Raw genomic sequence first — 12,405 nt, 5'->3', positions numbered from 1 at the left:
TTGATGATGGAAACGAGAGCGATAAAGGTCGAGGGCATGTCCTGCAGCCATTGCGAAAATGCTGTCAGGAAAGCGGTAGGCGGCTTGCCCGGTGTTGAGAGCGTTACGGTTGACCTGAAGGGCAAATCGGTAACAGTGGTTTTCGACAATGGAATAGTTTCCCTCGAACAGATCAGGGAAGCCATCGAAGATCAGGGGTATGACGTGGTGTGATGCGCTTCAGAACACTATTCCGGTCTTATGAATAGCATGTACCAGGACAAGTTATTTAAGGGGTGCTGTTGTGTGTGATGAAGTAAGCAGAAAACAGCGTGAGCTTTATTGTCGGCGAGAGCGTTACTGCCGCTGCAAGAAATGCCGCGAATCCTGCTCCAGGTGCCATTGCAACCGGAATAGATGGCTTGCTCTTGCATTGCTGTTTCTGGTCATTTAGACGAAGATGCTGACGCTCACCATGAATTGCATGAGACCGGCCCCGGGCCGGTCTTTTTTAAAAAAACAGCATCCCTTCCATGCATGACTGAAACCGGAAATGATTCATAAAAACCTTTAAAAAAGTGAACAATACAGGGGGTGGTACGATTGAGCGAAATGATCAATAACCGCGAATACAGGCAGAAGGTGCTGAAGGAAATTATTAAGGAACTCCACAACGGTAAGACCGTGGAGGAGGTAAAACCCAGGTTTGAAGAGCTGATCAAGGGTGTTTCATCCAGTGAGATAGCCGAGATGGAGCAGGCCCTCATCATGGAGGGTATGCCCGTAACCGAGGTTCAGAGGCTTTGCGATGTCCACGCATCGGTGTTCAGGGGTTCCATTGAGGATATCCACAGGGAACCGGAAGCGGTTAAGGCGGCAGGACATCCCGTCCAGATATTCAAGCAGGAGAACAGGGAAATAGAGAAGCTGATCGAAGGAAAGCTGGAGCCGCTTCTGGCAAAGCTTCGGACTGCCGATGACCGGGACGCTGCCGGAAGGCTCCTGGAAGGCTTCAGGCAATTGCTTGAGGTGGGCAAGCACTATGCCAGAAAGGAGAACCTGCTCTTCCCCTACCTGGAGAAGTATGGGATAACCGCGCCGCCCAAGGTTATGTGGGGTGTGGACGATGAGATCCGTGCTGCCATCAAGGAAACCATACGGTTGCTGGAAAACTATGACGGCAGCCGGGAAACCTTGCTCCAAAAGGCCGACGAAGCCATCGGCAAGGTCAGGGAGATGATCTTCAAGGAAGAGAATATCCTGTTCCCCATGGCCATGGATACCCTTTCGGAGGATGAGTGGAAGAAGATCCTGGAGGACAGCGATGAAATCGGTTATTGCCTGATCCAGCCGGACACGCCGTGGAAACCTGAGCGGGTCGATCCGGTGCAGCAGGCCAAAGAGGAGGGGGAACCGGCAGAGAATATCGTCCGGTTTGACGCAGGTGCCATGACCCATGAAGAGATTAACGCCCTGCTGAACACCCTTCCCTTTGATATCACCTTTGTGGGCAAGGACGACACGGTGCGCTATTTTACCCAGGGTAAGGAACGCATCTTCGCCCGACCCAGGAGTGTTATCGGACGGAAGGTTCAGAACTGCCATCCACCCGGCAGCGTTCATATCGTTGAGAAGATCGTTGAGGACTTTAAGAGCGGCAAAAAGGATCACGAGGACTTCTGGATCAGGATGGGCGATAAGGTGACGGCTTACATCCGGTATTACGCTGTAAGAAATGACAAAGGCGAGTACCTGGGCGTTGCGGAGATCACCCAGAACATCAAACCCATCCAGGAACTTGAGGGTGAGAAAAGGCTTCTTTCCGAATAAGAGCAAGGTGAGCGACGTTTGCATCAAGTTGTGGGATAACCTGACATTTGCAAGAACCCTGGGATTCATGTATGATACTATAAAAAAGGAGGAACGAGCGATGAAAGCGACCAAGGATATGACCATCGGGGAAGTTATCAGGCAGAACCCCGAAGCTGCGCGAATCCTGATCGGCATGGGTTTGGGCTGCGTCAGCTGCCCCGCTTCGCAGGCCGAGACATTGGAGGAAGCAGCGGAAGTTCATGGCCTCGATATCGATGAGATGCTGGCCAGGCTTAACAATGAGCTTTAATCATTGATGCATGCGGCTTTCAACAAGCCGTTGCCAATAACTATCGGGCCGGCAGCCGAGCTTCTGTCATGAAGCGGCTGCCGGCCTGATGCTGTTTTTCTGCCATATTGCACCGTATAGATCCGGGGTTGAAGATGCCATAATACTGGTGTACAATTACTACATGCAAATGCGAATCAATCCCATTAAGGAGGAATATGCTTGAAATCCATAAAGGCCTTTCTGGGCCTGCTCCTGTGCATTTTGCTTTTGACCGCGTGCGGAGCTTCCAATAAATCGGATATCACGTCCGACCCGGGCAGTACCGCTGGTAAGGCTTTGACTGGCGATACGGGCGACGATTTTCATATCGTGACCTCGTTCTATCCCATCTACGTGCTGACCATCAACGTGGCAGGGGGGATACCGGGGGTGCGCGTCACCAATATGACCGAACCCCAGTCGGGCTGTCTCCATGATTATGAGCTCAGCCCGGCAGATATGAAGACGCTGGAGAATGCCGACCTGTTCCTGATAAACGGCGCAGGTATGGAAACCTTTGTGGATCAGATTCGGGATGTTTATCCCGATCTGCCGGTTGTGGAGGCGGCGAAGGATATTCCGCTCATCATGGATGAACACACCGGGGAGGCCAATCCCCATGTCTGGGTGAGCATCTCAAACGCTATCCGACAGGTTGAAAATATCGAAGAAGCCCTGGCGGAAGCGGATCCGGCCCATGCGGAAGCCTACAGGCGCAACGCAGAGGCATTCAGGAGCAAGCTGGAAGCGCAGAAGGAAAGGATGCACGAGGCGCTGAAAGATATCCGGTCAAGGGATATTGTGACCTTCCATGAGGCTTTTCCCTATTTTGCGCAGGAGTTCGGCCTGAATATCGTTGCGGTCATCGAGCGGGAACCGGGCACCGAACCCAGCGCCGCGGAACTCAGAGAGACCATTGATATCATAAAAACGCTCGGTGTCAAAGCCATATTTGCCGAGCCCCAATACTCGGCGAGAGCGGCCGAGACCATAGCTTCCGAAACGGGTGCCAAGGTGTACTTTTTGGATCCGTTGGTCACCGGGCCGAAGGAAGCCGACCCGGACAGCTATGTGGAAACCATGGAAAAAAATCTGCAAACTTTGATCGAGGCGTTGAAATGAACCATCATGGCATTAATGTGACAAGAGCATGCGAAGGGCCCAACTGCGGCCTGTGCTGCACACGGATTGAAAATCTGGGGGTGACCATTGGCAGTGACACCATCCTGAGCGATGTCAACCTCCACGTCCACTGCGGCGAGCTCACGGCCATCATCGGCCCCAATGGAGCAGGGAAGAGCACGCTGCTGAAAGCCATCCTGGGAGAAGTCAGGCATACCGGTTCCCTGAAGTTCCTGAGAAGCAGCGGCGTGAGAAAGGAACGGCCGATCATCGGCTATGTGCCGCAGCACCTGAACCTGGATGCCACCAGTCCGACCAGTGTGCTGGATCTCTATGCCGTTTGCTGCAGCAAAAGCCCGGCGTGGCTCAGGATTCCGGACAAGGTCAGGCACAAGGCCAAAGAATGTCTTTCCCGGGCTCAGGCGGATCATTTATTGGACAAAAGGCTGGGCGCCCTTTCCGGAGGCGAGCTCCAGAGGGTCCTGGTGGCCCTTGCGCTGGAGCCTGTTCCGGAGCTGCTCCTTCTGGATGAACCGGTATCCGGGATTGACCAGAACGGACTGGAAATGTTCTACAACCTGCTTTCGGATATCAGAAAGGACTATGACCTCTCCATCATCATGGTTTCCCATGATCTCGACCTGGTGGCGCGCCATGCGGACAGGCTTGTTCTGCTGAACCGTACGGTGCTGGCCAGCGGCACGCCCCGGGAGGTTATGGCGAGTGAGAGTTTCAGAAAGATTTTTGCGGGGATGTCGTGATAGCTATGGAACTTTGGTACAACCTGGTGGATCTGCTGCCCTTTGAATGGGCTGAGCCCGGCAGGATGCTCTTTATGAAGAACGCCTTGCTGGCCATTATCCTTTTGGCTCCCATCTTTGGTACCCTGGGAACCATGATCGTCAACAACCAGATGGCCTTCTTTTCGGATGCCTTAGGTCACGGTGCCTTTACCGGGATCGTCATAGGCGGGCTTGCAGGTTTTCTGCAGCCCATGTGGTCGGCTGTTGCTTTTTCCCTTGTTTTTTCGGTAGGCATATCGGTGGTCCATCACAAGACCAGGATGTCCAGTGACACCATCATCGGCGTTTTCTCGTCCTTTGCGGTGGCGGCGGGCATTTTCCTGGCCACTTTGGGCGGGAAGAGCTTCGCCAAGCTCAATTCCTACCTGGTGGGAAGCATCCTGAGCATCACCCCTTCCGAGATCGGGATCATCGCCGTCATCCTGGTGCTCGTCCTGATCTACTGGTACTTTTTCTTCAACAGACTGCTCTTTGCCAGCATCAACCCGGTGCTTGCCAGGAGCAGGGGGGTGCGCACCTTCTGGCTGGAAACCCTGTTCAGCATGGCCATAGCCGTGCTGGTCACCGTGTCCATGTCCTGGATTGGCCTTTTGGTTATCAACTCCTTCCTGGTGCTCCCGGCTGCGGCTGCCCGCAATCTGGCACGCAACCAGAGGCAGTATCACCTGATAGCCGTTGCCATATCCCTGTTTTCAGGCGTTTCGGGCTTGATCGCTTCCTATTATACTGAAACGGCTTCCGGGGCGACCATTGTGCTCATTACAGCCGTTATCTTCCTGCTGACGCTTCTTGCACGGCGTCGGTCGGCATAGCCGCAGGGGGATTTATCGTTTAAATGAAGGTGAAAGGCTTTGGCGGAAAGCAACCGGTACAGAAAGCTGCTGAAAAAGGAAAACCTGCGCAGCACAAACCATCGGCAGTCCATACTGGAAGCCCTTGAGGGCTTTGGTGAACCCGTTTCGGCAGAGAGGCTTTACCTGGCGCTGAAGGACAAGGGCATCTCCATCAGCCTGTCCACGGTTTACCGTGCGCTGGATGTGCTGGTGGAAAAGAATATCATCTCCAAGACCGATTTTACCGATAATAACAGGAGCCTGTATGAAATCAGGCAGGAAGGACACAAGCACCATCTGGTCTGCATCAGATGCAGGAAAATCATCCCTGTGACAGGCTGTCCCTTCCATGATTATGCCAGCAGGCTGGAAGAACAGTTTGATTTCAGCATCACCGGCCACAGGCTGGAGCTGTTTGGGTACTGCCGGGATTGCAGTGTGGATGAAAACAGTCGTTCCGACGGACAGGCCTGAGATGCCTTCAATGCCGGTATGCGGATCTATAGAAACATGAAGGGGGTTAAACCTTGCTGAGGAATTATCTGGCTGTCATCAGCCGTTCGGTCCTGTTCAGGGGGATTAAACCGGAAGAAATAGAAGGGATGCTCCATTGCCTCGATCCCCTTGTCAGGCAATACAGGAAGAACGACCTGATTACCCTTGCGGGAGAGCCTTTTACCGGCATTGGCCTCCTGCTGAAAGGGGAGGCGTCTGTGAGCAAGGAGTCTCCTTCCGGTAGCAGGATCGTCCTTCACATGCTCAAACCCGGGGATATGTTCGGTGAGATCATCGCCTTTTCGGATCAATCGGTCTGGCCGGCAACGGTACAGGCCATGGAGGATGCCGTGGCGCTTTTCATCCCCAGGGAGAAAATCATTGGCGAGTGCCAGCGCTTGTGCCCCTGGCACCGGGCCATTATCCGGAACATGCTTCGAATCGTGTCCAACCGCGCACTGATGCTGAACAAACGGCTTGAGATCCTGACCATCAAGAGCATGCGCGGCAAGCTCTGTGCCTTTTTCCTCGATCAATACCGGAGGGAGGGGCACGCCACCTTTACGCTCAGCATGAACCGCAACCAACTGGCCGATTTTCTGAATGTCTCCAGGCCCTCCATGTCGCGGGAACTGGCCAGGATGAAGGAGGAAGGGCTCATCGACTATCATCTTTCATCCATCCGGCTCCTGGACATACCGGCGTTGGAGCGTGCGCTCGACGAAGGCGGCTGAGGACTTGTTCAGCTGTCCTGCGGCTCGTTTCCGCCGGACTCGGCAGATTTCCTGTGTTTCCGCCGGGCAAGGATCAAGAGCAGGATGGGCATGACAAAAGCGGGAACCCATGACCAGCTTCTGAACAGCTCCACCTCATAGGTCACCACCTCGGCAAAGTCCGAGGGCAGAAAGCTGAGGCTCATGACAATGATGGACAAAGGTATGATGAGGGGCTTGTAATAATCCAGCCGGAAGGCTTTCTGGAAGGTGAACAGGATCAGGTAAAAGTTCACGGTGATGTAGAGCAGGGAGGAAGCAGCCCAGATAAACAGGAACACCGATTCCACCCTCTGAAAGAACCTTCCAAGCTTGATAAGCCGGGCCACATGAAAGATGGGGATAGTGATCTCCAGGGAGCTGGGATAGGGGAAAACGGTGGAGAATACCAACACCGATATCACAAGGAACACCGATGCAAGTACCAGGCTCCAGTAGCCCGTGCTTTTCATGACTTCGTATTTTTTCAGGAATGATGCCAGCAGGAACAGCACGAGTATTTCGGAATAGTCCGATACCTTCTGGGCGCCTTTTATGAAAATGGCACTGAGACCGTTTCCAAGGAGGGGCATAAGGTTTCCCGGATCGATGTAATTGACGGCGCCCAGCATGATCAGCAGGAACCCCACGGTAATGACGGGCACAACAAAGGCATGGAGCCGGGACAGGGCTTCGATCCCAAAGTAGGCTCCTGTTACAAGACACACCACAAAGTACAGTTCCACATAGCTTAAAGGCGATGTGGTGAGGGATATGAGCTTCATGTTTTCGCTGAACATGCGCATATAGGCGACGGTACCCCAGCCCAGGCAAAAGAGGATCACAAACCCGACCAGAATCCTTCCGATGTTACCTGCCGCAAGCTCCGCAACATCCAGCAAATCCTTGCCCTCAAAGGGCTTGTAAAGCTTCTGGATGACGGTGAAGCCCAGGATGGCCAGGATGGCGATATATATTGCAAAAATCCATGCGGCTGTACCGCCTTCTTCAACGGCCATCCGCGGGAAGTTCAGGAATATCTTGGTACAAATCAGGTTCATGATGATGGCTGATGCTTCCCAGTGTCCGAATATGGTTTTCTTCTTCATAGTTCATGCCTCTCTGAACAGCAGGATATAAACGGGAAGAGCCACGACGGTAACGGCGACCAGGAAAATCATGAAGGCGCCGAAACGGTTCTTCCGCTTCCAGGTCCAAACCCCGAAGCTTGCCGTATAAGTGGCAATGCACAGCAATAAACCAATTAAAGCGATATATCCGATTGACATCATTGATCATCTCTCCTGCTTTCCATGGCCTCAGACGTTCCGCTTCTCAGGATTAGGCCAGGCCTTCTGACCTTGAAATTTACAGTCAGGTTAAAGGTGGCATCCTTGTATTTGGTATGCCAGTTATAGGCTTCCCACTCTGCCCATGTCATGAAATGCGCCCGTGCGTATGCCCCGAAACCGCAGATGTCTGACTGGAACTCATTGATGGTCTTGTCCAGGAATTTCTGGACATGGTCTTTGATATAGTCTTCCGCAGCCGATTCCAGGACCAGGGAATTATCGCCGGTCTCATAGTCGATATCGCTCTGGACGGCTACCAGATCGCCTTCCAGATTGAGCATGATATCGATCCTGGGCTTCCCGTCCACAAATTCCACCCGATGCTTGGGTTTTCTGCTCTGCTTGACGTCCATCAACACATATCGTCCTTCGGCCAGAGGATCGGGGAAGGTCCAGTAGGAATGGATATAATCTCCCGTGCACAACAGGTACATGGTCGTATTGGTGCCGTCCAGTTCGCCAACCATTTTGTCGCCTTCAAACACGGCAAGTCCGACGTTCCCCGCCCGTGCGCCGCCAAGGGCGGGAATATCCCCGGCGAAGAAATCTCCTTCAAACGGCATGGAACGATGATGATCCATGTAGGTTGAGTTCTTGATGTCAAACTCTTCGGCGGACAGGAACTTGCCGGCGTCTCCCAGTATGGCCACCGGGTTCCTGCATGGGCTTTTGGATGCAAGGTAAAAATCATGGAATTCCACCTTCGGAATCAGCCCGGTATACTTATAGCTCTGAAACACCAATTCGTAATACTTGGCCGCGTTGGTCACCAGTTTGGGATCAACGCTTTGCAGGTATTCCTCCGCCGTATGCCTTGCCACGACGATGGGCATGTTGGGCCTGAATTCCTTGCCCCGCAGCATGGCGTTGAGATAGGGCTTCAGCCCTTCCCGTGCCAGCTCGCTCGAAAAGACAACCACCTTGAGATGGGTGAGGCTGATTTGCTTGCTGGCGAAGGTATTGATCATGTTAAGGCCCGAAAAAACGGCGGGTGCTTCAACACTGAACTGTTCGTAAGGCAAGTCATCACCGGAGCCTCCGCCGTCTGCGCCCGCCATGGGCTTGGCTATCTGCAGGGTCATCCTCAGGGTGTTGGTTTTTCCTCTGTCCAGGCCCATGGCGATGACAAATCCCAGGTCATCCACCTCTCTGGCATCATAACAGGATGCCAGAAGAGGGCAGATGGCGACCAGCATGATGATTGCGATAAGGCGTTTCCCTCTATCCATTTTGATCACCCGTGTTATCACCGCCGGCTTGGTTGTTTTCATTGGCCAAAGCCCATTTCCGGCTGATTCTGGGTTGCATTTTTTGCTGTTTTGCGTTGATATAGTCCGGGCGTTTCTCCTGCTTCCATGCCGGGCTCTTAAAGATCGCATCGGTGAAACCGCCCGATGTTCTGGGTGCAATCGGTGCGAAATAGGGAACACCAAAGGATTTGGCGCTGACCATCCAAAGCCCGATGAGAATCAGTCCGACAGTTATCCCCAAAAAGCCTGATAATGCGGCGAGCATGATAAAAGCGAAGCGGAGGATTCTGAAGGCGAACCCCGCCGAAAAATTGGGAATGGCAAAGGATCCCAGACCGGTGACGGCCACGACAATGATGAGAATCGGGCTTACGATATTTGCTTCAACGGCCGCCTGCCCTAGAATCAGGGCACCGATGATGCCCAGGGTGGGTCCGATGGGCCCGGGAATCCGGATGCCCGCTTCACGGATGAGCTCGAAGGAGATCTCCATCAGGAACACCTCAACCACCGAAGGAAAAGGAACCTTTTCCCGGGCAGACATAATGGCCAGCAACAGATCGGTGGGTATCATCTCGTGGTGGTAATTGGTGATGGCCAGGTAAATTCCCGGCAGCAGCAGCGACATCAGGATGGCCAGTATCCGGATAAAGCGCAGCAGGTTGGAATAGGGGAAACGCAAAAACTGGTCCTCGGCAGAGTACATGATGTCATTGCTGGTGATGGGCACCACCAGGGCAAAGGGGCTGCCATGCATGATGATGGCCACCCTGCCTTCGGCCAGCATGGTGCAGACCCTGTCGGGCCTTTCGGTGGCAAGTATCTGGGGAGCGGGCAGGGTGGGATTATCCTCGATGAACTGCTCCAGCTCACCGGTATCCATGATGTAATCCACATCGATGTTCTTGAGGCGACGTTTGACCTCGTTTACCAGGGTCTCGTTGGCGATATCTTTGATGTACATGATGGAACAGGGGGTCTTGCTCCTGTTACCGATGATGATGTTTTCTGCGATCAGGTTCTGGTCCATGAGCCGCTTCCGTATCAGTCCCGTGTTGGCCCTCAGGTTTTCGGTGAATCCTTCCTGCGGCCCCCTTATGACAAGCTCATTATTGGGTCTTTCCACGCTTCTGCCGGGAAGATCCTTCACATCGGCGGCAAAGGCCGCGTCCAGCCCGTCGATATACAGGCCGCAGCCCCCGAAATAAACCTCATCGATAAGCTCCTGGTGGGTGCGCACCTCCTTGAGCTGATTATGGGGCAGGATATGGCTCCGGATGTATTTCAGGATGTCATCTCTGTCACCCTTGATGTCCAGATTGGACAAAAGCATCAGAGGCTGAAGGATATCATCGTCGATGACCTTCGTATTGACCAGTCCGTCAAAAAAGACCAGAAACGCTGCGATGGTCGAGTCCTTGACTGTGATGTCGAACTGGCGGATGATCAGGTCTCCGTTGAGGGACGCCGAAAAGCGTTCCTCAATGGTTTTCAGGTTTTCAGACAACTGCCTGCTGATATCAGATTTCTGATCCTTTTGATTACGCTCCCTTCTGTCGGTCAGTTTGATCTTCTCTACTTTTTTCAGCAGCAGGTTCTCATTCTTCTTCCTCCTTGAAGGTTCCTTGTTTTCGCCGGTTTTGGCACTGTCTTCACCGGTGTTGGTGTTGCCGCTGTTTACGTTTCCACTGTCCTCTGTCAGAATAAAGGGCTTTTTCACTTGAGGTTCATGGAAGAGTAACAGGCTTTTTATCATCGATTTGATGTCCACCCAAAACTCACTCTCCAAGGATTGATTTAGCTGAACAAGACTGCACGCTATAGGGTTAGTATGGCAGCTCATGGCTGGGATATACATGTAACGGAAAAAATGCGAGTGGCCTGCAGGACCTGAAACCCGTGCCGGCTGCCATAATACCGGTCTATAAACTTGCGGACGTCCGGGCGTAAAGCACAATCGGATATAGATAGGCGCGGCACAAAACCGCAGCCGCTAAATATAATGTTATTGCTGAATCTGTTCTTGGGTGATGGACATGTATGCCTTCAACAAGCTGCCGCCCAATCAGTTCGCGCTGTTGGCGGCATTCCTCGGGGTGCTTCTCAACTTTGCGCTGAACAGCGAAGAAAAGGCTGCTCTTGGCAATTTCATCATCTCCATCGGACAAACCATGCTCACGGCCAGGCCCAGGAACAGAATCAGGCTTCCATCAGGGAGAAAAAGAACCAGGGGAGGTCCGGCGTTCAGCCGCTGCCCCCGTTAAATATAGATAAGTCATAAACCAGCATTTGCGCATATTGTGTAATAGTGTTTTTTGAACGTATGCAGGCATACAGGAACAGGAGCGTGACTGCCATATGAGAATCCATGTTGTCAGGCCGGGGGAGAGCATCTATTCGATTGCCAGACTGTATGATGTTCCCAGCGAAAGGATTATCAGCGACAACGAACTGGAAAACCCTGAACAACTGGTGCCGGGGCAGACCCTGGTCATTCTTGAGGGGACCAGGCAGTATACGGTCAGGCCCGGGGATTCCATCTTCACCATTGCCAGGCGCTACGGGGTTACCGTGGCCGATCTGCTCGAAGCCAATCCAGGCATTACCAATCCCGCCGTTCTGCAGGTGGGGCAGGAAATTAACATCCCACCGAGAGAAATCAATTTCGGAGAGATCCTGGTCAATGGCTATGCCTTCCCGGAAATCGACCGCGAAGTCCTGCGGAAAACCTTGCCGTCCCTCTCATTTCTCAGCATTTTCAGCTATGAAGTCAGACCCGACGGAAGCCTGAACACCATAGATGACGAACCGCTCATCCAGGCGGCCAGGGCGGCCAGGGTGGCACCCTTCATGGTGATCACCAACATCGAAGAAGGGGGAAGCTTTTCCAGCGATCTGGCCAATCAAATCCTGACCAACGAGCAGGTCCAGGACACCCTGATCGACAATGTGCTGCGCATCATGAGGGAAAAGAACTATTACGGTTTGGATATCGATTTTGAATACCTTTATCCCCGGGATCGGGAGAACTACAACAATTTTCTGAGAAAGGTTTCCGAAAGAATACGGCCGTTGGGCTACTCGCTCACCACGGCGCTGGCGCCGAAAATTTCGGGGGAACAGATGGGACTGCTTTATGAAGCCCATGATTATCCGGTTCACGGCGCATTGGCCGACCATGTGATTCTCATGACCTATGAATGGGGATATACCTACAGTCCGCCGAGGGCGGTGGCGCCCCTGAACGAGGTGAGGCGGGTTTTGGATTATGCGGTGTCCGTTATCCCCAGACGGAAGATTCTCATGGGCATTCCCAATTACGGTTATAACTGGACGCTCCCCTTCAGGGAGGGCTCTGCGGCAACCACCATATCCAATACGGGGGCCGTGGATCTGGCCAGAAGGGTGGGTGCTTTCATTCAGTTCGATGAGCTGGCACAGGCGCCCTATTTCCGGTATTATGACGAATCGGCAAGACAGCATGAGGTCTGGTTTTCGGATGCCAGAAGCATCTATGCCTCGCTGGCCCTGGTCAACGAGTACCGGTTGGGCGGCATCAGCCTGTGGACCATCGGCAGGTATTCGCCCCAGTATTATCTGGTCCTGAACGCAGTTTACAATATCCGGAAGGTGCTTTGACACGGGAGCAATATTTCAGAAATAAAAACATGCCATA

The 12,405-nt window shown here is 53.1% G+C and carries 14 protein-coding genes; 10 read left to right on the top strand and 4 right to left on the bottom strand.

Annotated elements, in window-relative coordinates:
- Positions 1–3 precede the first annotated feature (3 nt).
- From copZ to F3H12_RS00790, 8 genes are all read left to right on the top strand, one after another.
- Positions 4–213, top strand: coding sequence for a copper chaperone CopZ (gene copZ, locus F3H12_RS00825; RefSeq protein ID WP_422822190.1), 210 nt, complete (start codon positions 4–6; stop codon positions 211–213).
- Positions 214–582: 369 nt separating this feature from the next.
- Positions 583–1,809 carry a DUF438 domain-containing protein gene (locus F3H12_RS00820; RefSeq protein WP_149677443.1) on the top strand — a complete coding sequence of 409 codons (1,227 nt, stop codon included), beginning with the start codon at positions 583–585 and terminating at the stop codon, positions 1,807–1,809.
- A 100-nt stretch (positions 1,810–1,909) separates the two neighbouring features.
- Positions 1,910–2,101, top strand: a complete 192-nt coding sequence (locus F3H12_RS00815) for a DUF1858 domain-containing protein (RefSeq protein WP_149677442.1) — start codon at positions 1,910–1,912, stop codon at positions 2,099–2,101.
- 201 nt (positions 2,102–2,302) lie between these two features.
- Positions 2,303–3,244, top strand: coding sequence for a metal ABC transporter substrate-binding protein (locus tag F3H12_RS00810; RefSeq protein ID WP_207706778.1), 942 nt, complete (start codon positions 2,303–2,305; stop codon positions 3,242–3,244).
- Positions 3,241–4,005, top strand: a complete 765-nt coding sequence (locus tag F3H12_RS00805; RefSeq protein ID WP_149677441.1) for a metal ABC transporter ATP-binding protein — start codon at positions 3,241–3,243, stop codon at positions 4,003–4,005. Before F3H12_RS00810 ends, F3H12_RS00805 begins: the two co-directional genes overlap by 4 nt.
- A 5-nt stretch (positions 4,006–4,010) precedes the next feature.
- A complete protein-coding gene (locus tag F3H12_RS00800; protein ID WP_149677440.1) occupies positions 4,011–4,859 on the top strand; it encodes a metal ABC transporter permease in 849 nt (282 codons plus the stop codon).
- Positions 4,860–4,898: 39 nt separating this feature from the next.
- A complete protein-coding gene (locus F3H12_RS00795) occupies positions 4,899–5,354 on the top strand; it encodes a Fur family transcriptional regulator (RefSeq protein WP_149677439.1) in 456 nt (151 codons plus the stop codon).
- A 53-nt stretch (positions 5,355–5,407) separates the two neighbouring features.
- The gene (locus F3H12_RS00790; protein WP_243133146.1) at positions 5,408–6,109 is read left to right on the top strand and encodes a Crp/Fnr family transcriptional regulator; all 702 of its coding nucleotides are present in this window, start codon (positions 5,408–5,410) and stop codon (positions 6,107–6,109) included.
- An 8-nt stretch (positions 6,110–6,117) separates the two neighbouring features.
- Here F3H12_RS00790 and F3H12_RS00785 read toward each other — a convergent pair whose 3' ends face one another.
- The 4 genes from F3H12_RS00785 to F3H12_RS00770 are packed head-to-tail and all read right to left on the bottom strand — an operon-like array spanning position 6,118 to position 10,500.
- A complete protein-coding gene (locus F3H12_RS00785) occupies positions 6,118–7,236 on the bottom strand; it encodes a GerAB/ArcD/ProY family transporter (protein WP_149677438.1) in 1,119 nt (372 codons plus the stop codon).
- A gap of 3 nt (positions 7,237–7,239) precedes the next feature.
- Complete coding sequence (locus tag F3H12_RS00780; protein WP_149677437.1) at positions 7,240–7,419, bottom strand: hypothetical protein; 180 nt, start codon at positions 7,417–7,419, stop codon at positions 7,240–7,242.
- Positions 7,416–8,708, bottom strand: a complete 1,293-nt coding sequence (locus F3H12_RS00775; RefSeq protein WP_188118295.1) for a Ger(x)C family spore germination protein — start codon at positions 8,706–8,708, stop codon at positions 7,416–7,418. The genes F3H12_RS00780 and F3H12_RS00775 overlap by 4 nt, the downstream gene beginning before the upstream one ends.
- The gene (locus tag F3H12_RS00770; protein WP_243133145.1) at positions 8,701–10,500 is read right to left on the bottom strand and encodes a spore germination protein; all 1,800 of its coding nucleotides are present in this window, start codon (positions 10,498–10,500) and stop codon (positions 8,701–8,703) included. The genes F3H12_RS00775 and F3H12_RS00770 overlap by 8 nt, the downstream gene beginning before the upstream one ends.
- A gap of 265 nt (positions 10,501–10,765) precedes the next feature.
- On the opposite strand from F3H12_RS00770, the gene F3H12_RS00765 reads away from it, so the two are divergent.
- Complete coding sequence (locus tag F3H12_RS00765) at positions 10,766–10,993, top strand: hypothetical protein (protein WP_149677434.1); 228 nt, start codon at positions 10,766–10,768, stop codon at positions 10,991–10,993.
- A gap of 94 nt (positions 10,994–11,087) precedes the next feature.
- A complete protein-coding gene (locus tag F3H12_RS00760; protein ID WP_149677433.1) occupies positions 11,088–12,368 on the top strand; it encodes a glycoside hydrolase family 18 protein in 1,281 nt (426 codons plus the stop codon).
- Positions 12,369–12,405: the final 37 nt, after the last annotated feature.

This window comes from Thermoclostridium caenicola (genome assembly GCF_900142095.1).
GTDB lineage: Bacteria > Bacillota > Clostridia > DSM-8532 > DSM-8532 > Thermoclostridium_A > Thermoclostridium_A caenicola.
The sequence above is the reverse complement of the archived record's forward strand: the minus strand, read 5'-3'. Positions and strand labels throughout refer to the sequence as shown.

Bases quoted from the DNA above. Each gene is read 5' to 3' on its own strand.
- F3H12_RS00785 (WP_149677438.1), bottom strand. From the start codon at position 7,236: ATGAAGAAGAAAACCATATTCGGACACTGGGAAGCATCAGCCATCATC.
- F3H12_RS00805 (WP_149677441.1), top strand. From the start codon at position 3,241: ATGAACCATCATGGCATTAATGTGACAAGAGCATGCGAAGGGCCCAAC.
- F3H12_RS00775 (WP_188118295.1), bottom strand. From the start codon at position 8,708: ATGGATAGAGGGAAACGCCTTATCGCAATCATCATGCTGGTCGCCATC.
- F3H12_RS00760 (WP_149677433.1), top strand. From the start codon at position 11,088: ATGAGAATCCATGTTGTCAGGCCGGGGGAGAGCATCTATTCGATTGCC.
- F3H12_RS00780 (WP_149677437.1), bottom strand. From the start codon at position 7,419: ATGATGTCAATCGGATATATCGCTTTAATTGGTTTATTGCTGTGCATT.
- copZ (WP_422822190.1), top strand. From the start codon at position 4: ATGATGGAAACGAGAGCGATAAAGGTCGAGGGCATGTCCTGCAGCCAT.
- F3H12_RS00800 (WP_149677440.1), top strand. From the start codon at position 4,011: ATGGAACTTTGGTACAACCTGGTGGATCTGCTGCCCTTTGAATGGGCT.
- F3H12_RS00815 (WP_149677442.1), top strand. From the start codon at position 1,910: ATGAAAGCGACCAAGGATATGACCATCGGGGAAGTTATCAGGCAGAAC.
- F3H12_RS00765 (WP_149677434.1), top strand. From the start codon at position 10,766: ATGTATGCCTTCAACAAGCTGCCGCCCAATCAGTTCGCGCTGTTGGCG.